Consider the following 19,940-nt stretch of genomic DNA (forward strand, 5'->3'; position numbering starts at 1 on the left):
GGGCAGCCGGGCAGGGTCAATGCGCGAAGGCGCACACCCGGGGCGGATCGCCGCATACCCGGCACAAAACCTGTCTCCTGAGGCCACACAGGCCTTGGGACGCCTCTTGCGTGACACCACCGGGGGGCCGCGCCATTCAGGTGACGGAAGAGTACGACGAGGGAGCCGATCATCCAAGAGCCCGTATCGCCCGATATCGCGTCCGACGCCGCCTCCGTCGAAGCGGAGGCCACCCGGCGCGACGCCGGTGTCGCGGAGAGTTCCCGGGCCAACCGGGGCTGGTGGGACCGCAACGCCGACGAGTACCAGATCGAGCACGGCACGTTCCTCGGCGACGACCGCTTCGTGTGGGGCCCCGAGGGCCTGGACGAGGTGGAGGCCGAGCTGCTCGGCCCGCCGGAGGATCTCAAGGGCAAGGACGTCCTGGAGATCGGCGCCGGCGCCGCCCAGTGCTCGCGCTGGCTGACCGCGCAGGGGGCCCGCCCGGTCGCCCTGGACATCTCCCACCGCCAGCTCCAGCACGCCCTGCGCATCGGCGGCGCGTTCCCCCTGGTCTGTGCCGACGCGGGCGCCCTCCCCTTCGCCGACGCCTCCTTCGACCTGGCGTGCTCGGCGTACGGCGCGCTGCCGTTCGTCGCCGACCCGGTGCTGGTGCTGCGGGAGGTGCGGCGGGTGCTGCGGCCGGGCGGACGCCTCGTCTTCTCCGTCACCCACCCCATCCGCTGGGCCTTCCCGGACGAGCCCGGCCCGGAGGGCCTGTCCGTCTCGGCCTCGTACTTCGACCGCACGCCGTACGTCGAGCAGGACGACGAGGGCCGCGCGGTCTACGTCGAGCACCACCGCACGGTCGGCGACCGGGTGCGGGACGTCGTGGCCGCGGGGTTCCGGCTGGTGGACCTGGTCGAGCCGGAGTGGCCGGCCTGGAACAACTCGGAGTGGGGCGGCTGGTCGCCGCTGCGCGGGAACCTGATCCCGGGGACGGCGATCTTCGTGTGCGTACGAGACTGAGAGCGTGATCCGTTACGACGCCCTGGACGCGCTGCCCGTACGCAGCGCCCTGCCCGGCCTGACCGACGCCCTGGACGCGCACGGCACCGCGGTGCTCGTCGCGCCGCCCGGCACCGGCAAGACCACCCTGGTGCCGCTGGTCCTGGCCGGGCTGCTCGGCGAGGAGCCGGCCCGGCGGGTCGTCGTCGCCGAGCCGCGGCGGATCGCGGCCCGGGCCGCCGCGCGGCGGATGGCGTGGCTGCTGGGCGAGAAGGTCGGCGAGAGCGTCGGATACACCGTGCGCGGGGAGCGGGTCGTCGGGCGCCACGCGCGCGTGGAGGTCGTCACGACCGGTGTGCTGCTCCAGCGGCTGCAGCGCGACCAGGAGCTCGCGGGCGTGGACGTGGTGGTGCTCGACGAGTGCCACGAGCGGCATCTGGACGCGGACACGGTGGCGGCGTTCCTGTGGGACGTACGTCAGACCCTGCGGCCGGAGCTGCGGCTGGTGGCCGCGTCGGCGACGACGGACGCGGCGGGGTGGGCGCGGCTGCTGGGTGACGCGCCCGTGGTCGAGGCCGAGGGCGTTGCGCACCCCGTGGAGGTGGTGTGGGCGCCGCCGACGCGTCCCGTACGGCCCCCGCACGGCATGCGCGTCGACCCGGCGCTGCTGACGCACGTGGCGTCGGTGGTGCGGCGGGCGCTGGCCGAGCGGGCCGGGGACGTGCTGTGTTTCCTGCCGGGTGTGGGCGAGATCGCGCGGGTGGCCGGGCAGCTGGGCAGCCTCGGGGACGTCGAGGTGCTCCAGGTGCACGGGCGGGCGCCGGCGGCCGTGCAGGACGCGGTGCTGGCGGGCGGGGAGCGGCGCCGGGTGGTGCTGACGACATCCGTTGCGGAGTCGTCGCTGACGGTTCCTGGTGTGCGGGTGGTCGTCGACTCGGGGCTGGCGCGGGAGCCTCGCGTCGACCACGCGCGCGGGCTGAGCGCCCTGACGACGGTACGGGCCTCGCAGGCGGCGGGGCGGCAGCGGGCGGGGCGGGCCGGGCGGGAGGCGCCGGGGGCGGTGTACCGCTGCTGGGCGGAGGCCGAGGACACGCGTCTGCCGCGGTTCCCCTCTCCGGAGATCAAGGTGGCCGACCTGACCGCGTTCGCGTTGCAGGCGGCGTGCTGGGGTGACCCGGAGGCCACGGGTCTGGCGTTGCTGGATCCGCCGCCGGGTGGGGCCATGGCGGCGGCACGGGCCGCTCTCGCGGGAGTGGGCGCGGTGGACTCCGTCGGCAGGGCCACGCAGCGGGGTGTGCGGCTGGCTCGGCTGGGTCTGCATCCCCGGCTGGGGCGGGCGCTGCTGGACGCGGGTGCCTCGGACCGGGTCGCGGAGGTCGTGGCGCTGCTCAGCGAGGAGGCGCCGCGCGGGTACGGGGACGATCTCGCCGGTGCGTTGCGCGCGGCCCGCAGCGGGGGTGATCCCTACGCGGGGCGGTGGCGTGCGGAGGTGCGGCGGCTGCGGGCCATGACCAAAGAGCTCGCGGACGTGCCCACCGGTGACTCTCCTGCCGCAGGGGCCGGGGAGCACAGCCTCGCCGGGCTCGTCGCCGCACTCGCCTTTCCCGAGCGCGTGGCCAAGGCCGACGGCGGTTCCTACCTCATGGCCTCCGGCACTCGCGCCGAACTCCCCGAGGGATCCGCCCTGCGCGGCGCCCCCTGGATCGCCGTCGCCGTCGCCGATCGGCCCGTCGGCAAGGGGCACGCGCGTGTGCAGCTCGCCGCCGCGGTGGACGAGGACATGGCCCGGTCGGCGGCGCCGTCGCTGCACTCCGAGGCCCAGGAGGTCCACTGGGCCGACGGGGACGTCGTAGCACGGCGCGTGGAGCGGCTGGGGGCGATCGAGCTCGCGGTGCGGCCGTTGCGCGACGCCGACCCCGCCCTCGTACGGAACGCGCTGCTCGAAGGTCTGCGGCAGGAAGGGCTCGGCCTGTTGCGCTGGTCCGCCGACGCCGGCGTACTGCGGCAGCGGCTCGGGTTTCTGTATCTGCACCTCGGTGCGCCCTGGCCCGACGTCGCCGACGACGCGCTGTACGCGCGCGTGGACGAGTGGTTGGAGCCCGAGCTGAGCCGGGCCCGGCGGCGGGCCGATCTCGCGCGGATCGATGCCGGGGCGGCGCTGGCACGGCTGCTGCCGTGGGCCTCCGGGGAGGCCGGGCGGCTCGACGAGCTGGCGCCGGAGCGCATCACCGTACCCAGTGGGTCCCGCATTCGGATCGACTACGACAACCCCGAACAGCCCGTTCTCGCCGTGAAGTTGCAGGAGATGTTCGGGCTGCACGAGTCGCCCTGCGTGGCCGGGGTGCCGCTCCTGGTCCATCTGCTCTCCCCCGCCGGGCGGCCCGCGGCCGTCACCGCCGACCTCGCCTCCTTCTGGAGGGACGGCTACAAGGGCGTACGGGCGGAGCTGCGCGGCCGTTATCCCAAGCATCCGTGGCCCGAGGACCCCGCCGGCGCCGAGCCGACCCGGCACACCAACGCCCGGCTCAGGCGGTGACCTGTTCGAGGTCGGCGTTCTTCGTCGGTTCCGGGTCGCCGGGGCGGCGGCCGCGTGCCTCCAGGTAGAGGGAGAGCGCCAGGAGCAGGAGTCCCAGGGTCAGGAAGCCCCAGGGGAGATACGACGTCATCAGCTGGACCAGCGTGCGGTTGGACTTGACCAGGTCCACCGTGTGGTCGATGTAGTCCTCGCGCATCTTCACGTGGCCCGCGAACGCCGTCACCTTCTCGCGTCCGCCGAGCAGGGTGCCGCCGCGCAGTTCCTCCTTGTGGATCTCCTCGCCGTAGACGGGTGCCCCGGTGAGGGGTTCGACCCAGAACTTGCGGACGGTGGTGTACCAGCGGGTGGTGCCGGTCTTGGCCACCGACTCCGGTGTGATGCCCTCGACCGGCATGGTCCTGGGGAACCTCACCTTGGTCCACGGGATGGTCTGCTCGAAGTAGTAGACCTCCACGCCGCGGAAGTTCTGGGTGCCCTTGTAGTGGATGGGGGCCGTCACCCGCGCCTGTGCGTCGAAGTACTCGTAGTCGCGTTTCTCCGTCAGGAAGGGCCACTTGAACTCGATGCCCGCCCGCTTCACCGGGTCGCCGTCGACCATCTCGCCGGTGGCGTGCACGGGTTCCTGGGTGTGGGCGTCGAAGATGTAGCGCTCGGGGATCTTGGAGACCATCTTGCCGTCGGGGCCGACGACATAGGACAGGCCGTCCCAGACGACCACGTCCTTGCCGGCCGTCTTCTCGATCTCCTCCGAGGCTTCGACGTTGCCCTTCAGCGTCTGCACGATGGTCACCTTGGAGACCTTGCGGGCCTTCATCGTGCCGTAGTCGAGGAGGGTCGCGTCCTTCGCCTCCAGGACCATGTCCTGGTACTGGCCGGCCGGGATCTTGGCCAGGCGCGGGAAGGCGTACCAGCGCACCAGTGGGGACAGTGCCGTGAAGAACACGGCGAGGGCGAGCAGGATCAGGCCGGCCTTACGGCGCATCTCGGCCTCCCTCCCGGGCGGGCGGTCACGGGTGTGCGGGCACCGTCGTCAGCAGCGGCTTCGGCGACGTCTTGCCGGTCGGTGCGCCCATGGCCGTGATGGCGAGGACCAGGGCGAGCGCGACGGCGAGACCGGTCGCGGCGGCGATCAGGGCGCGCATAGGGGCCTCCCGGAACCGCGGAGCTGATACATCGTCAGGTCCGGCACCGTAGCAACGGGCGGGCGAGATGAGAACACGTTGCACAGCGAACGAGTTGTGCGGACGGACGAAGGGCGCCCTGTCCGCCGTAGCGGAAGGACGCCCTTCGTCGGGTCGTGCGGTGCCTACGCGGTCGGGCTCGCCGACGCGGACCCGGACTCCGACTCCGAGGGGGTCGGGGTGGGCGTCGCCTCGGCCGGGGCCTCCACCTTGAGTTCGACGGTCAGGGTCGCGCCGCCCGCGGTGTTGATGCGGAGCAGGAACGTGCCCGTGGTGTCGTCGGCGTACAGCTTCGGCAGTTTGAGCAGGCCGTTCGCGTCCGTCGTGAGGCCGGTCAGGGTGCGTACGGCCTTGCCGTCGGCGTCCTTGAAGTAGGGGCCCTTGTCGTTCTCGGTCGGGTCGTCCGCCGACTTGATGAGCGTGGCGGTGGCCGCGACCTTGTCCGCCACGGCGCCCTTGTAGGTCGCCTTCACCTCGACCTGGTCGGCGAACTCGCCGCCCGGGGTGCAGGTCAGCGCTGTGTCGCTGGTGCGGGCCAGGGTGTCGGCGGCGCGCTCGGTGACGGTGGCCGTGTAGTCGAGGCCGGGGATCGAACGGCCGACGAGGGTGGCGCGGACGACGAACTCGCCCGTGTCGTCGCCCGCCCGCAGTGCCGGCGCGACCGCCTCACCGGCGCTGTTGGTGAGAGCGGCCGCGTACTTCTCGCCGCCGGCGAAGGTGGCGTCGCTCTGGCCGATGATCGTGAAACGGACCCGGACCTTGGCGACGCCCTTGCCGGCCTCGGTCTCGGCGCGGGCGCTGATCTTCTCGGTGAAGGTGTCGCCCGCCATCGCGGTGAGCTTCGCGGTGCCGGCGTCCTCCAGGTGGTCCACCGTGTCGGTGGGGGTGGGGGGCGTCGTGCTCGGCGGGGTCGTGCTCGGCGGAGTTGTGCTCGGCGGGGTCGGCTTCGGGCTCGTGGAACCGCCGTTGCCGCCGGGCTTGGCGGGGGTGCTGGGCGTCCTGGGCGGTGTGGGCGACGGCGAGGGACTGGCTCCGGCGTTGTCGTCGCTGCGGTCGGAGGGGAGGGTGCCGGTGCCGTCCGGGATCTCGTGGGTGCCCTTGCGGTAGTACTCCAGCCACCTCAGGACCAGGTTCAGGTAGTCCTGCGAGTTGTTGTAGCTGAGGATCGCGCTGCTGAGGTCGCCCTGGGTGGACAGGTCCCAGCCGAAGCGGCACAGGTAGTGGCCGGCGGCGAGCGCGGCGTCGTAGACGTTGTTGGGGTCCTTCTTGCCGTCCGCGTTGCCGTCGCGGCCGGCCCACTCCCAGGTGGAGGGGATGAACTGCATGGGTCCGACGGCACGGTCGTACGAGGCGTCCCCGTCGTAGGCACCGTCGTCGGTGTCGCTGATGCTCGCGAAGCCGTTGCCGTTGAGCTGCGGGCCGAGGATCGGGCTGATCGTGGTGCCGTTCGCGTCGACGCGGCCGCCGCGGGCCTGGCCGGACTCGACCTTGCCGATGGCGGCGAGAAGTTGCCATTCCAGGTTGCAGCCGGGCTTGGACTCCTGGAGCGCGGTCGCGGCCTTCTTGTACGCGTCGAGGACGGTCGCGGGTATGCCCGCCTCGGAGGCGCCCGGGGTGACGGGGGTGCTGGGCGTGGGCGAGGGGTTGGGGCTGTTGAGCGGCGGCAGGTCCGTGTAGTACGGCGAGTTGCCGGTCGCGCTGTCCTCGGCGGGCGCGTCCGCCGAGGGCTGGGTTCCGGTGGTGACCTTTCTGCCGGCGTCGTCGGTCGTCACTCCCGGAGCCTGGGACGCGGCCAGTGCCGCGACCACGACCGCGGCCACCGTGGTGTTCACCGCCCCCTTGCGCAGCCTGCCGAATTCCGCCGCCATAGAGCGAACCCCTCCCGTGGACGCCCGGGCGCCCGTCTCTGTCCGTCGGGCCCGCCATGCCGAGCCCGCCCCTGTTGTGACGATCGACTCGCCGCGACAGTTGCCCTCGCGGCGCGATTTCATGCGCCGTTCGCGTGTTCGACCGCACGCCCGGCGCGGTGACCCAGGCGACCCTACGACAACTTCCTTTGCGCGGGCACCCGTTGGCGCCCGATTTTTACCAGTTGGGCACGCCCGGCCTGCCTGAGGGACGTCCCGCATACTGGCCGTCGGACGTCCCTGCCACCGGCTTCGCCGCCGACCGGGGCCGACCGGTCCCGTCAACCTCCCACAACGTCCGGCACAAGGAGCCCCGTTGCCGTTCACGCTGAGCCATGCGGCGGCCGTACTGCCCGCCGTACGCACCGACGGAACCGGCCGCGCCGCGCTCGTACCGGCCGTGATGCTGGCCGGCTCCTTCTCGCCCGACATGACCTATTACGCGGCGAGTGTCCTGTCGGGGGCGATGGAGTTCGGCGATGTCACGCACTCGTTCGCGGGCGTGTTCACCATCGACGTGGTGATCGCCTGGGCGATGGTGGGCCTGTGGCTGCTGCTGCGCGAACCGCTGGTGGCGCAGCTGCCGGTGCGGCGACAGGCACGGGTGGCCACGCTGTTGCGCTGCGGGGCGCCACGCGCGCGTGTACGGCCGTCGCTGGCGGTGCGCTGGTACCTCTCGGCCGTGCTCGGTGCGCTGACGCATGTCGTGTGGGACGCGTTCACGCATCTCGACCGCTGGGGGATGCGGCTGTTTCCCGTCCTGGGCGAGGAGATCGCGGGCTCGCCGCTGTACTGGTATCTGCAGTACGGCGGTTCGGCGGTCGCCGCGGTCGTCATCGCCGCGTTCGTGTGCGTGGCGCTACGGCGGACGCCCGCGGCCGCGCCGGTCGGGGTTGCGGTGCTTTCGGTACGGGACCGGTGGTTGGCCGGGGCGGTGATCGGCGGGATCGCCGCGGTGGCGGCGGTGCAGCGGGCGTCGCGCTGGTGGGCGTACTGGGGGTCGACCGCGAAGTACTGGGAGCTGATTCCGACGCTGTGCTTCGGGGCGGGCGCGGGACTCGTCCTGGGGCTGCTGCTGTATGCCGCGGGAGTCAGGGTGTGGCGCCCGGTGCCGGTCCCGGTCCCGGGCCCTGGCAGTGCGGGTACGGGTGAGGCCGGTAGGGAGTCGAGCCGTCCGGTGGCTCGGTGAGGGTGCCGGCGGGCGCGACGAACACGGTGACCGTTCCTTGGGGGTGGGACCGTGGGAGCAGGGTGAGGGCGAGGGCCAGATAGCTGCGGGTGAGCTCGGCCCATCCTGGTGCCCGGTGGGCGAGGCGGCGCCGGGTGGTTGTCGCCTTGTGCCGCAGGGTGCTCATCAGGTCGGCGGGGATGCGGGCGGTGCTTGCGTCGGTGGCGACGGCCGGGACGGGCGGGTGCGCTGTGGCCGGGGCCTTCTCGGCGTTCGCTTGCGCCGGTGCCGGGGCCGTCCGGCGGTGGAGCGTGCGTATACCCATGTCCGCATCCTTACGGGCGGCGGGCGTGGGGGGCGCTTTTGCGGGGGCCACGCGAGTGACGGGTCCCTCCGGGGGTGGGGCCAGGGCCCCTTGCGTGTGCCGGGTTGCGGTGGTTTTCGGGGCTACGGGTTCGTTGTGGCTGGTCGCGCCACGCGGCGGAGCCGCACATCGACACAGCCCCGCGCCCCTCTGCGGCGTTGCACTTCCGCACGCCGCAACGCAATGGGATGCCGGGGCCGGGTGGGTACCGGCCCCGGCATCCAGATGTGGCCCTGCCGCCGGAGGCTAGTGGGCTGCCGACTCCCAGTCGGGGCCCACGCCCACCGAGACGCCCAGGGGGACGTTGAGGTGGACGGCGTTGGACATTTCCCGGCGGACCAGTTCTTCCGCGGCGTCGCGTTCGCCGGGGGCGATTTCCAGGACGATTTCGTCGTGGACCTGCAGGAGCATGCGGGAGGTGAGGTTCGCCTCGCACAGGGCGCGGTCCACGTTGAGCATGGCGATCTTGACGATGTCCGCCGCCGTGCCCTGGATGGGGGCGTTGAGGGCCATGCGCTCGGCGGCCTCGCGGCGCTGACGGTTGTCGCTGTTGAGGTCGGGGAGGTAGCGGCGGCGGCCGAAGAGCGTCGCCGTGTAGCCCGTCGCCCGGGCCTCGTCGACCGCGCGGCGCAGGTAGTCCCGTACGCCGCCGAAGCGCTCGAAGTAGGCGTCCATCAGGGCGCGGGCCTCGCCCGCGTCGATGTTCAGCTGCTGCGAGAGGCCGAAGGCCGACAGCCCGTAGGCCAGGCCGTACGACATGGCCTTGATCTTGCGGCGCATCTCCGCGTCCACCGCGGCCGGTTCCACCGCGAACACCTGCGAGGCGGCCGTGGTGTGCAGGTCCTCGCCCGAGGTGAACGCCTCGATCAGGCCCTCGTCCTCGGACAGGTGGGCCATCACGCGCAGCTCGATCTGGCTGTAGTCCGCGGTCATCAGGGACTCGAAGCCCTCGCCGACCACGAAGCCCCGGCGGATCGCCCGGCCCTCGTCCGTGCGGACCGGGATGTTCTGCAGGTTCGGGTCCGTGGAGGAGAGGCGGCCGGTCGCCGCGACCGTCTGGTTGAAGGTCGTGTGGATACGGCTGTCCGTCGCGATCGTCTTGATCAGGCCCTCGACGGTGACGCGCAGCTTCGCCTGCTCTCGGTGGCGGAGCATGATGACCGGCAGTTCGTTGTCGGTCTGGGTCGCCAGCCAGGCCAGGGCGTCGGCGTCCGTCGTGTAGCCCGTCTTCGTCTTCTTCGTCTTGGGCAGGGCGAGCTCGCCGAAGAGGACCTCCTGGAGCTGCTTGGGCGAGCCCAGGTTGAACTCGTGTCCGGCCGCCGCGTGCGCCTCCTTCACGGCCTGCTGCACGGCGCCCGCGAACATCTGCTCCATGGCCTCCAGGTGGGCCCGGTCGGCCGCGATGCCGTGCCGCTCCATGCGGGCCAGCAGGGCTGAGGTCGGCAGCTCCATGTCACGCAGGAGCTCCGCGGCGCCGACCTCCTCCAGGCGGCTCTCGAAGGCCTCGCCCAGGTCGAGGACCGCACGGGCCTGGATCATCAGGGCCTCGGCCTCGGCGCCGTCGTCCGTGCCGAAGGCCAGCTGGCCGTCGGCCGCGGCGGCGGGGGCCAGCTCGCGGTGGAGGTACTCCAGGGACAGCGCGTCCAGGTCGAAGGAGCGGCGGCCCGGCTTGACCAGGTAGGCGGCGAGCGCGGTGTCCATGCGGACGCCGGCGATGCTCCAGCCGTGCTCGGCGAAGACCCGCATCGCGCCCTTGGCGTTGTGGAAGACCTTCGGCTTGTCGGCGTCGGCCAGCCAGGCCGCGAACGCCTTCTCGTCGGCCTCGTCCAGCTGCGACGGGTCGAACCAGCCGGCCGCGCCGTCGCCCGCCGCGAGCGCGACCTCGGCGACCGAGCCGGTGCCCAGCGCCCAGGTGTCGACGGTGGCCACGCCCAGGAGCTCGCCGCCGCGCTCGGCCAGCCAGGGGGCCAGCTCGCCGGTGCCGAGCACCGAGCCGTCCAGTTCCACGCCGTCGGTCGCGATCGGCGTGGTCTCGGCCTCCTCGGCTCCGGGGTCGACGCCGTAGAGCCGCTCGCGCAGGGAGGGGTTACGGATCTCCAGGGTGTCCAGGATCATCGCGACGGCCTTGCGGTCGTACGGCACGCGCGCGAGGTCGGTGACGGTCTTGGGCAGCTCGACGCCCCGCTCCAGCTCGGTCAGCCGGCGGTTGAGCTTGACCGCTTCCAGGTGGTCGCGGAGGTTCTGACCGGCCTTGCCCTTGACCTCCTCGACGCGCTCGACCAGCTCGGCGAACGAGCCGAACTGGTTGATCCACTTCGCGGCCGTCTTCTCGCCGACGCCCGGGATGCCCGGCAGGTTGTCGGACGGGTCGCCGCGCAGGGCCGCGAAGTCGGGGTACTGGGCGGGCGTCAATCCGTACTTCTCGAAGACCTTCTCCGGCGTGAAGCGGGTCAGCTCGGAGACGCCCTTCGTCGGATACAGCACCGTCGTCTGCTCGCTGACCAACTGGAAGGAGTCCCGGTCGCCGGTGACGATCAGCACCTCGAAGCCGTCGGCCTCGGCCTGGGTGGCGAGGGTGGCGATCACGTCGTCGGCCTCGAAGCCGTCGACCGCGAACCGCGAGACGTGCATCGCGTCGAGCAGCTCGCCGATCAGCTCGACCTGGCCCTTGAACTCGTCCGGGGTCTTGGAGCGGTTCGCCTTGTACTCCGTGAACTCCGCGGAGCGCCATGTCTTGCGGGACACGTCGAAGGCCACCGCGAAGTGGGTGGGCGCCTCGTCGCGCAGGGTGTTGGCCAGCATCGACGCGAAGCCGTAGATCGCGTTCGTCGGCTGGCCCGTCGCGGTCGTGAAGTTCTCCGCGGGCAGCGCGAAGAACGCACGATAGGCCAGCGAGTGCCCGTCCATGAGCATCAGGCGGGGCCGGCTGCCGCCGGGGTTGGTCTCGGTCTGCTTCGATGCTGTCTCTGCCACGCCCCCGATCCTGCCACGCCCCACTGACAGTCGGTCCCCATCGGGGGGTCCGGCCGATGCGGCAGACCGGAAGCAGCGGCAGGGATGACCGCAGGCGGGCGTCACCCCCCTCTGCTCACCCACCCCGCCACCACCGATGCCACTGGCGCCTCCCACCCCCGTCCCCACCTCCGCCCGCCCTCCCCGAGCCCGCCCCCTGGTTGTCCGTCCCACGTGCGAGGATCGGAGATGTACCTCACACGTGTACACGGCCGGTGAGCCGCAGGAGCGCCGGTGTCGTGCACGCGGGCCGGCGCCGGGGAGGCGTCCCCGCGGTGAACGAGAAGACAGGGAGAGTGCGCGATGGCCACCAAGCCGCCCAAGGGCGATCCGGTTCAGGACGCCCCGCAGGTCGCGGAGCCGAAGCACGCGGCGGCGGGGCTGCCCGCCATCGGGCACACCTTGCGCATCGCGCAGCAGCAGATGGGCGTGAAGCGCACCGCGCTGACGTTGCTGCGGGTCAACCAGAAGGACGGCTTCGACTGCCCGGGGTGTGCGTGGCCGGAGCCGGATCACCGGCACAAGGCGGAGTTCTGCGAGAACGGTGCGAAGGCGGTGGCCGAGGAGGCGACCCTGCGCCGGGTCACCCCGGAGTTCTTCGCCGCGCACTCCGTCGCCGATCTCGCGACCAGGAGTGGTTACTGGCTGGGACAGCAGGGGCGGCTGACGCATCCCATGTTCCTCCCCGAAGGGGGCACGCACTACGAGCCGGTGACCTGGGAACGCGCCTTCGACATCATCGGCGAGGAGATCACCGCCCTCGCCTCCCCCGACGAGGCCGTCTTCTACACGTCCGGACGCACCAGCAACGAGGCCGCGTTCCTCTACCAGCTCTTCGCGCGCGAGCTCGGCACGAACAACCTGCCGGACTGCTCCAACATGTGCCACGAGTCGTCCGGGTCGGCCCTCTCCGAGACCATCGGCATCGGCAAGGGCAGCGTCCTGCTCGAGGACCTCTACAAGGCCGACCTGATCATCGTCGCCGGACAGAACCCGGGGACGAACCACCCGCGCATGCTCTCCGCCTTGGAGAAGGCCAAGGAGAACGGCGCGAAGATCGTCAGCGTCAATCCGCTGCCCGAGGCCGGTCTGGAGCGGTTCAAGAACCCGCAGACCCCCCAGGGCATGCTCAGGGGCGCCGCCCTCACCGACCTGTTCCTGCAGATCCGCATCGGCGGCGACCAGGCCCTCTTCCGCCTCCTCAACAAGCTGATCCTGGAGACTCAGGGCGCCGTCGACGAGGAGTTCGTCCGCGAGCACACCCACGGCTACGAGGAGTTCGCCGCGGCCGCCCGCGCCGCCGACTGGGACGAGACACTGACGGCGACCGGCCTCACCCGCGCGGACATCGACAAGGTCATGGCCATGGTCCTCGCCTCGCAGCGCACCATCGTGTGCTGGGCCATGGGCCTCACCCAGCACAAGCACTCCGTGCCGACCATCCGCGAGGTCGTCAACTTCCTTCTGCTGCGCGGCAACATCGGCCGCCCGGGCGCGGGCGTGTGCCCGGTGCGCGGCCACTCGAACGTGCAGGGCGACCGCACGATGGGCATCTTCGAGCGGCCCGCCCCGGCCTTCCTGGACGCCCTGGAGAAGGAGTTCGGCTTCGCGCCGCCGCGCGAGCACGGCTACGACGTCGTACGGGCCATCCGCGCGCTGCGCGACGGCGAGGCGAAGGTCTTCTTCGCGATGGGCGGCAACTTCGTGGCCGCCACGCCCGACACGGACGTCACCGAGGCGGCGATGCGGCGCGCCCGGCTGACCGTGCACGTGTCGACGAAGCTCAACCGCAGCCACGCCGTCACGGGCGCGCGTGCGCTGATCCTGCCGACGCTGGGCCGCACCGAGCGCGACCTCCAGGGCAGCGGCGAGCAGTTCGTGACGGTCGAGGACTCCATGGGTATGGTGCACGCCTCCCGCGGCCGTCTGGAGCCCGCGAGCGCGCACCTGCTCTCCGAGCCGGCCATCGTGTGCCGGCTCGCCCGCCGGGTCCTGGGCGAGGACAGCAGGGTGCCCTGGGAGGAGTTCGAGAAGGACTACGCGACGATCCGGGACCGTATCGCGCGCGTGATCCCCGGCTTCGAGGACTTCAACGCGCGCGTGGCCCGCCCCGGCGGCTTCACGCTCCCGCACGCGCCGCGCGACGAGCGCCGCTTCCCGACGGCGACGGGCAAGGCCAACTTCACGGCGGCTCCGGTCGAGTACCCCCGGCTGCCGGAGGGACGGCTGCTGCTGCAGACCCTGCGGTCGCACGACCAGTACAACACCACGATCTACGGCCTCGACGACCGCTACCGGGGCATCAAGAACGGCCGCCGGGTCGTCATGATCAACCCCGAGGACGCCCGGCTGCTGAACATCGCCGACGGCTCGTACGTCGACCTGGTCGGCGAATGGAAGGACGGGGTCGAGCGGCGGGCGCCCGGCTTCCGGGTGGTGCACTATCCGACGGCCCGGGGCTGCGCGGCCGCCTACTACCCGGAGACCAACGTGCTCGTGCCGCTGGACGCCACCGCGGACACCAGCAACACCCCGGCCAGCAAGTCCGTCGTCGTACGTCTGGAACAATCGGCCACCGACTGAGCGTTTGCTCAGTCGACCTATACCGACTGAGCACGACGAACGGAGCCGGACCCATGGGCGAGCAGCAGCATGTGACGTTCCCGCAGGAGGTCATCGACGAGTACGCCGCGCTCGGCGTCGACCTGCCGGCCCTGTTCTCCGCCGGGCACCTCGGGACGCGCATGGGTGTCGAGATCGTGGAGGCCTCCGCCGAGCGGGTCGTCGGGACCATGCCGGTGGAGGGGAACACCCAGCCGTACGGGCTGCTGCACGGCGGCGCCTCCGCGGTGCTCGCCGAGACGCTCGGGTCGGTGGGGTCGATGCTGCACGCCGGCAGCTCCAAGATCGCGGTCGGCGTCGACCTCAACTGCACCCACCACCGCGGGGTCCGCTCCGGCCTCGTCACCGGCGTGGCCACGCCCCTGCACCGGGGCCGCTCGACGGCGACGTACGAGATCGTGATCAGCGACGAGGCGGGGCGGCGCGTGTGCAGCGCGCGGCTGACCTGCCTGCTGCGGGACGTCACCCCCTCGCAGCTCCCCGGACCCGGCGCCGCCGGCTGACGGGTGCCGTCGGACGACCTCCACAGCGCCTTCGGCACGCACGCCACCGGTGCCGCACACACGAGCGGGAGCCGGGAAGACGAAGTCCTCCCGGCTCCCGCAACGCCTACGGCCGAGCGTCAGGCTCAGGCCGCGCCTTCACCGAGGTAAGCCGCCCGGATACGCGAGTCGGCCAGCAGATCCTGCGCATCGCCCGACATGGCCACCGAGCCGGTCTCCAGGACATAACCCCGATTCGCCAGCCCCAGCGCCTGTGTCGCGTTCTGCTCCACCAGCAGCACGGTCGTGCCCTGCTGGTTGATCTCATGGATGATCTCGAAGATCTGCTGCACGATCAGCGGTGCGAGACCCATCGACGGCTCGTCCAGCAGCAGCAGTTCCGGCCGGCCCATCAGAGCGCGCCCGATCGCGAGCATCTGCTGCTCACCACCGGACAGCGTGCCCGCGTACTGCGAACGCCGCTCGGCAAGCCTCGGGAACAGGGTGAACACGCGATCCATGTCGGCGGAGTCCACCGACTTGAAGCGGTAGGCACCCATCTCCAGGTTCTCGCGCACCGACATCGTCGCGAACACCCGCCGGCCCTCGGGCACATGCCCGATACCGAACTGCACCAGCTCGTGCGACTTGATGCCGTCGATGCGCTCCCCACGCAGGCAGACCTCGCCCTCGCGGGGCTGCAGCATGCCGGAGACGGTGCGCAGCGTCGTGGTCTTGCCGGCGCCGTTGCCGCCGAGCAGAGCCACGATCTCGCCCTCGCCGACCGTCAGGTCGATGCCCTTGAGCGCCTCGATGGCGCCGTAGAACACCCGCAGGCCCTTCAGCTCCAGCAGCGGGCTGCCCGTACCGCCGGAGTCTCCGCCCGGGTCCTTCTTCAGCTCCGTGGTCGTACTCACTGGCCGTCCTCCGTGTCCGACGCCGACTCGTGCTCGTGCTCGGCGATGACCTCCTGGACCGCCGCCGCGTCCTCCGCGGAGGAGCCGAGGTAGGCCTCGATCACGGCAGGGTGCTGCTGCACCTCGCTCGGCGTGCCCTCGGCGATCTTCTTGCCGAAGTTGAGCACCATCACCCGGTCCGCCACCGACATCACCAGACGCATGTCGTGCTCGATCAGCAGCACGCTCACGCCCAGTTCGGTGTTGATACGGCGGATCAGCCCCTCCAGCTCGAGCTTCTCCGTCGGGTTGGTACCCGCCGCCGGCTCGTCCAGCAGCAGCACCTGCGGATCGGTGGCCAGCGCCCGCGCGATCTCCAGGCTGCGCTGATCACCGTAGGACAGGCTGCCCGCGATCTCGTTGAGCTTGTCCTCCAGGCCCACGAACTTCAGCAGCCGGTGCGCCCGCTCGTCGCTGAGCCGCTCGGCCTTCCGCGCGTTCGGCAGCCCCAGCATGATCGAGACCGGGCCGGCCTTCAGCCGGGTCTCCGCCGCGATCTTCACGTTCTCCAGCGCGGTGAGCGCCGAGAACAGCCGGATGTTCTGGAAGGTACGCGCCAGGCCCAGCCGGTTGACGATATGCGGCTTGCTGCCGAGCAGGGACTTCTCGCCGCCGTCCTTCGGACGGAAGACGATCTTCCCTTCCTGCGGGGTGTACGCCCCCGTCAAGGAGTTGAACAGCGAGGTCTTCCCCGCGCCGTTGGGGCCGATCACCGCGAGGATCTCGCCCCGCCGCATCTGCAGATTGACATGGTCCAGAGAGGTCAGGCCGCCGAAACGCAGCGTCACATCCCAGGTCTCCAGCACCAGATCCGTGTCAGCGGACGCCGGCCCGCCGACGGCGGCCGACTCGCTCGTCACATCGGTGGTCATCAGAACTTGCCTCCCGCCGGCTCGGACATCGCATCCGCGTCCCCGATGCCTTCTTGCGCCAGCTTCAGCTCACGCTGACGTCGGCGGGAAGGCCAGATGCCCTGCGGCCGGTAAATCATCATGATCACAAGCAGTGCGCCCAGGTACATGTACCGGTCGGACGGGTCCACGTAGTCCTTCAGTGCCTCGGGCAGCCACACCAGCGCGGCGGCGCCGATCAGCACGCCCGGAATCGAGCCCATGCCACCGAAGATCACGTACGCCAGCACCAGGATGGACTGGAGCAACGGGAAGACCTCGGGGTTGATGTACCCGTACTTGCTGGTGAACACCACACCCGCGACACCCGACGTCGACGCGCCGATCGCGAACGCCATCAGCTTGAAGCGGACCGTGTCCACACCGTTGGCCGCCGCCGCGATCTCGTCCTCACGGATCGCGGTCCAGGCCCGGCCCACCCTGGAGTGCTCCAGGCGCGAGAACAGGATGATCACGATCACGATGAAGAAGACCAGCAGGTACCAGTAAGGCAGTGGATCGATCGACCACTTGTAGGAGATCCCGGCGAAGTCGATCGAGAAGTCGGGGATCATCCGCGCGCCCTGAGGACCGCCCGTCACGCCGTCGGCGTTCTTGGCCACGAGGTAGATGATCTCGTGGAAGCCGAGCGTGACGATGGCCAGGTAGTCGCCGCGCAGGCGCAGCGTCGGAGCACCGAGCAGCAGACCCGTCAGCAGACAGGTGACCACGGCGATCGGGATCACCCAGAACGGGTTCAGCACCACCGGAGGCTCGATCGGCAGCCGGCCGGTCCAGAACGCCGTCGAGTACGCGCCCACCGCGAAGAAGGCGAAGAAGCCGAGGTCCAGCAGGCCCGCCCAGCCGATCACCACGTTCAGGCCGATCGCCAGCAGTACGAAGATGGCGATCTGATCGACCAGCACCGTCTGCCAGTACCGCTCCACCATGGAGGGGATCGCGAGGGCCAGCACCAGGGCGAGAACGATCAGGCCCCAGCGCAGCCGCTTGTCGGCCTGGATCCGGCCGCGCACCGCGGCCAGCGGAGCGACCGTGCCCGGCTTCGCCTTCTCGGCAAGGCCCTTGAGCCCGTCACCCGCGAACTCGCGCAGCACCCACACACCGACGGTCAGCGCCAGGCAGACCCACAGCCCGCCGCCCGTGAAGGTGGTCTCGAGGGAGAAGAAGATGTCCCGGGTGTTGCCCTGCTCGCCCGTCACCAGGGCCAGCAGCACACCCAGCGCCAGCATCGCCCACAGCCGGGAGAACCGCGGCTGCCGGTACCACGCCGTACGGCGCAGCTTTGCCGCCTGAGACGGCGTCAGATTCTGAGATGTCTCGACCGCACTCATGCCGCCCTCCCCACTCGCTCACCGAGGATGCCCATCGGACGGAACATCAGCACGAGAATCAGTACCACCATTGCGGAAACGCTTCGCCACTCATCACCGAGCAGCGGCACCGTCATCGTCTCCACGATTCCGATCAGCACACCACCGAGCATCGCTCCGCGGATGTTGCCGATACCACCCACCACCGCCGCCGCGAAGGCGGTGATGCCGGGAATGAAGCCCATCGTGTACGAAACCTGGTTGAGGTTGGCGAACAGGAAGCCCGCCACACCACCGAGCACACCACCGATGATGAAGGTGCGGGAGATCACCTTGTCGATGTCCACACCCATCAGGCTCGCAACCTCGGCATCCTGCGCCACCGCGCGGATGCCCTTGCCGAGCTTCGTACGGTTCACCAGCAGGTCGAGCGCGATCATCATGACCACAGCCGTCGCGAACTGCAGCAGCTGAGTGATGTTCACCCCCGCCCCGAAGATGGTGAACACGTTCTCGTTCTTGTACATCTCCGGCAGCGTCGACGGGTCACGGCCGAAAAGCTTGCCCGCCAGGTTGTAGAGGAAGAACGAGGCACCGATCGCCGTGATCAGAAAGATCAGGCGAGGCGCACCACGTCTGCGCAACGGCCGGTACGCAACCTTCTCAAGTCCGTACGCCGTCACACCACCGAACAACGCCGACCCGGCCATGGCCAGAGCGACAAAGCCGATCGAAGCCAGCATCGACGGATTGGCCCCCGGATCAACGAGGGTGAGAACAATGAGACTGCCGTAAGCACCCACCATGAAAACCTCGCTGTGCGCGAAGTTGATGAGCTGCAGCACACCATAGACAAGGGTGTAGCCGATGGCGATGACGGCATACAGCGAGCCGAGCATCAGCCCTAGGACCAGATAGTCCCAGAACTCCTGAAGGGACATGCGTTGAACTTCCTGTAGGAACCAGGCAAGCCGCCGGACTCAGAACGCCAGGGCGGCCCGCAGAAAAACATGCGGATCGGTCAACGGCTGCGCCATCTTGCACTCTCCGCAGACGAGGGCCGGGAGAACCACCGTCCCCCGGCCCCCATCACTTGGCGTCAATCGCCGGAGCCCGGCCTCAGCCGATCAGCTCGTTGACGTTGCCCTGGTACGCGATCTTGCCGCTCTTCACCTGGTAGACGAAGACGTCCGTACCCTTGAACTCACCGTTCTTCTCGAACGAGAAGGTCTTCGTCAGACCCTTGTAGGAGGCCTTGGCGAGGGCGTCACGCAGCGCCTCACGCTCGACGTCCTTACCCGCCTTCTTGATCTCCGCGATGATCATGTTCGCGACGTCGTACGCCTCGGCGGAGTACGTACCCGGAGCCCGGTTGAACTCCTTCTGGTAGTCCTCCGCGAACTTCTTCGTACCCGCCTCGACGGTCGCGTCGGTGCACGGGCACGTCAGGTACCAGTTCTCGGAGGCCGAGCCGGCCAGCTCAACGAACTTGGCGTCGTTGGAACCGTCACCCGAGATCGCCGCACCCTTGAAGCCCGCGTCCGACAGCTTCTTCGCGAACGGCGCCAGGTCCTGGTAGTAGCCGGCGTAGATCAGGCCGTCAGCCTTGGAGTTGACGACATCCTTCGCGGTGGCGCTGTAGTCCGGCGTCTTCTGCGGGACGCTCTTCTTCACGACCGAGACACCGGCCGCCTTCAGGGTCGCCTCGGCGACCTTGGACAGACCCACGCCGTAGTCGGTCTTGTCGTCGATCAGGTAGACCTTCTTGGCGCCTATCTTCTTCGAGAAGAAGTCACCCATGGCCTTGCCCTGCATGTTGTCGTTGGGAACGGCCCGCAGGAGGCTCGTGAAGCCATTGGCCTCGTCCGTCAGCAACGGGTTGGTAGCCGACGGCGTCACCGTCACCAGACCGGCCTCCGCGTACGACGGCGAAGCCGTGTTGGTCGGACCCGAGAAGGCGGGACCGACAACAGCCTTGACATCCGGGTCGTCGATGACCTTCTGCGCCGCAGTCGGCGCCTTGTCCGGCAGACCCTGGTCGTCAGCAGCCACGTACTCCAGCTTGAAGCCCAGGTCACCGCTCGCATTGGCCTGCTTGATCGCCAACTGCACGCCGTTCTGCATGTTCTCACCCAGCGCGACGTTGTCGCCGGAGAGCGGCCCCTCGAAGGCAATCTTCACAGTGTCGCCACTGCCGGAGTCGCCACCGCCACAACCGGTCAGCGCCAGCGCTCCAACGGCCACAGGAATGGCCAGCTTGATGACGGTCTTGTTCAGCACTAAGGGCTCCCTGGCCTCAACGATGCTTCCCGCAGAAGAACTCGTGATCCCTGCAAGGACACCGCTTATCCCTACGGTGTGCGGGGAATCTAATCGGGTTGACAGCCAGTCGGATAGGCCGACCACCGATGTGTGATCGCCCTGTGACCTCGGTTCAACTGCCGGATACACAACCCCAGCCATCAGCAGGCGAATGTTTCGGCCACCAGCGCACCAGCCGGATG

General features: G+C 70.2%; 15 protein-coding genes. 5 read left to right on the forward strand and 10 right to left on the reverse strand.

The window, feature by feature from the left end; genetic code table 11:
* The first annotated feature begins 168 nt into the window (after positions 1-168).
* Both PBV52_RS11320 and hrpB read left to right on the forward strand, forming a co-directional pair.
* Positions 169-1,008, forward strand: a complete 840-nt coding sequence (locus PBV52_RS11320; protein WP_373922006.1) for a class I SAM-dependent methyltransferase — start codon at positions 169-171, stop codon at positions 1,006-1,008.
* Positions 1,009-1,012: 4 nt separating this feature from the next.
* Positions 1,013-3,523: an ATP-dependent helicase HrpB gene (hrpB, locus tag PBV52_RS11325; RefSeq protein WP_274238189.1), complete on the forward strand. Its 2,511-nt coding sequence runs from the start codon at positions 1,013-1,015 to the stop codon at positions 3,521-3,523.
* On the opposite strand, the gene PBV52_RS11330 is transcribed toward hrpB, so the two are convergent.
* The 3 genes from PBV52_RS11330 to PBV52_RS11340 form a co-directional block, all read right to left on the reverse strand.
* A complete protein-coding gene (locus PBV52_RS11330; RefSeq protein WP_274238190.1) occupies positions 3,513-4,505 on the reverse strand; it encodes a DUF3068 domain-containing protein in 993 nt (330 codons plus the stop codon). The two genes, hrpB and PBV52_RS11330, sit on opposite strands and share 11 nt — an antisense overlap.
* Positions 4,506-4,530: 25 nt before the next feature.
* On the reverse strand, positions 4,531-4,665 hold the full coding sequence (locus PBV52_RS11335; protein WP_274238191.1) for an SPW_0924 family protein: 135 nt from the start codon (positions 4,663-4,665) through the stop codon (positions 4,531-4,533).
* A 164-nt stretch (positions 4,666-4,829) separates the two neighbouring features.
* Entirely contained in the window at positions 4,830-6,572 is a 1,743-nt protein-coding gene (locus tag PBV52_RS11340) for a lytic transglycosylase domain-containing protein (RefSeq protein ID WP_274238192.1), read from the reverse strand.
* 355 nt (positions 6,573-6,927) lie between these two features.
* On the opposite strand from PBV52_RS11340, the gene PBV52_RS11345 reads away from it, so the two are divergent.
* Positions 6,928-7,800 carry a DUF4184 family protein gene (locus PBV52_RS11345; RefSeq protein ID WP_274238193.1) on the forward strand — a complete coding sequence of 291 codons (873 nt, stop codon included), beginning with the start codon at positions 6,928-6,930 and terminating at the stop codon, positions 7,798-7,800.
* On the opposite strand, the gene PBV52_RS11350 is transcribed toward PBV52_RS11345, so the two are convergent.
* Both PBV52_RS11350 and polA read right to left on the reverse strand, forming a co-directional pair.
* On the reverse strand, positions 7,703-8,104 hold the full coding sequence (locus PBV52_RS11350) for a hypothetical protein (protein ID WP_274238194.1): 402 nt from the start codon (positions 8,102-8,104) through the stop codon (positions 7,703-7,705). The two genes, PBV52_RS11345 and PBV52_RS11350, sit on opposite strands and share 98 nt — an antisense overlap.
* A gap of 285 nt (positions 8,105-8,389) precedes the next feature.
* The gene (gene polA / locus PBV52_RS11355; RefSeq protein ID WP_274238195.1) at positions 8,390-11,116 is read right to left on the reverse strand and encodes a DNA polymerase I; all 2,727 of its coding nucleotides are present in this window, start codon (positions 11,114-11,116) and stop codon (positions 8,390-8,392) included.
* Between the two features lie 342 nt (positions 11,117-11,458).
* Between polA and PBV52_RS11360 the strand changes: the two genes are divergently transcribed.
* Positions 11,459-13,738 carry an FdhF/YdeP family oxidoreductase gene (locus PBV52_RS11360; RefSeq protein ID WP_274238196.1) on the forward strand — a complete coding sequence of 760 codons (2,280 nt, stop codon included), beginning with the start codon at positions 11,459-11,461 and terminating at the stop codon, positions 13,736-13,738.
* A 53-nt stretch (positions 13,739-13,791) separates the two neighbouring features.
* Positions 13,792-14,280 carry a hotdog fold thioesterase gene (locus tag PBV52_RS11365; protein WP_274238197.1) on the forward strand — a complete coding sequence of 163 codons (489 nt, stop codon included), beginning with the start codon at positions 13,792-13,794 and terminating at the stop codon, positions 14,278-14,280.
* Between the two features lie 125 nt (positions 14,281-14,405).
* Here PBV52_RS11365 and PBV52_RS11370 read toward each other — a convergent pair whose 3' ends face one another.
* The 5 genes from PBV52_RS11370 to PBV52_RS11390 all read right to left on the reverse strand — a co-directional run bounded on the left by PBV52_RS11370 (position 14,406) and on the right by PBV52_RS11390 (position 19,716).
* A complete protein-coding gene (locus tag PBV52_RS11370; protein WP_274249357.1) occupies positions 14,406-15,158 on the reverse strand; it encodes an ABC transporter ATP-binding protein in 753 nt (250 codons plus the stop codon).
* Between the two features lie 14 nt (positions 15,159-15,172).
* A complete protein-coding gene (locus PBV52_RS11375; protein ID WP_274238198.1) occupies positions 15,173-16,087 on the reverse strand; it encodes an ABC transporter ATP-binding protein in 915 nt (304 codons plus the stop codon).
* Entirely contained in the window at positions 16,087-17,457 is a 1,371-nt protein-coding gene (locus PBV52_RS11380) for a branched-chain amino acid ABC transporter permease (RefSeq protein WP_274238199.1), read from the reverse strand. Before PBV52_RS11380 ends, PBV52_RS11375 begins: the two co-directional genes overlap by 1 nt.
* Positions 17,454-18,377: a branched-chain amino acid ABC transporter permease gene (locus tag PBV52_RS11385; RefSeq protein ID WP_128429099.1), complete on the reverse strand. Its 924-nt coding sequence runs from the start codon at positions 18,375-18,377 to the stop codon at positions 17,454-17,456. The genes PBV52_RS11380 and PBV52_RS11385 overlap by 4 nt, the downstream gene beginning before the upstream one ends.
* A 178-nt stretch (positions 18,378-18,555) precedes the next feature.
* Positions 18,556-19,716 carry a branched-chain amino acid ABC transporter substrate-binding protein gene (locus PBV52_RS11390; protein ID WP_274238200.1) on the reverse strand — a complete coding sequence of 387 codons (1,161 nt, stop codon included), beginning with the start codon at positions 19,714-19,716 and terminating at the stop codon, positions 18,556-18,558.
* Between the last annotated feature and the right edge of the window lie 224 nt (positions 19,717-19,940).

This window comes from Streptomyces sp. T12 (genome assembly GCF_028736035.1).
Lineage (GTDB): Bacteria > Actinomycetota > Actinomycetes > Streptomycetales > Streptomycetaceae > Streptomyces.

Bases quoted from the DNA above. Each gene is read 5' to 3' on its own strand.
- PBV52_RS11330 (WP_274238190.1), bottom strand. From the start codon at position 4,505: ATGCGCCGTAAGGCCGGCCTGATCCTGCTCGCCCTCGCCGTGTTCTTC.
- PBV52_RS11335 (WP_274238191.1), bottom strand. From the start codon at position 4,665: ATGCGCGCCCTGATCGCCGCCGCGACCGGTCTCGCCGTCGCGCTCGCC.
- PBV52_RS11340 (WP_274238192.1), bottom strand. From the start codon at position 6,572: ATGGCGGCGGAATTCGGCAGGCTGCGCAAGGGGGCGGTGAACACCACG.
- PBV52_RS11350 (WP_274238194.1), bottom strand. From the start codon at position 8,104: ATGGGTATACGCACGCTCCACCGCCGGACGGCCCCGGCACCGGCGCAA.
- PBV52_RS11360 (WP_274238196.1), top strand. From the start codon at position 11,459: ATGGCCACCAAGCCGCCCAAGGGCGATCCGGTTCAGGACGCCCCGCAG.
- PBV52_RS11365 (WP_274238197.1), top strand. From the start codon at position 13,792: ATGGGCGAGCAGCAGCATGTGACGTTCCCGCAGGAGGTCATCGACGAG.
- PBV52_RS11375 (WP_274238198.1), bottom strand. From the start codon at position 16,087: ATGACCACCGATGTGACGAGCGAGTCGGCCGCCGTCGGCGGGCCGGCG.
- PBV52_RS11380 (WP_274238199.1), bottom strand. From the start codon at position 17,457: ATGAGTGCGGTCGAGACATCTCAGAATCTGACGCCGTCTCAGGCGGCA.
- PBV52_RS11385 (WP_128429099.1), bottom strand. From the start codon at position 18,377: ATGTCCCTTCAGGAGTTCTGGGACTATCTGGTCCTAGGGCTGATGCTC.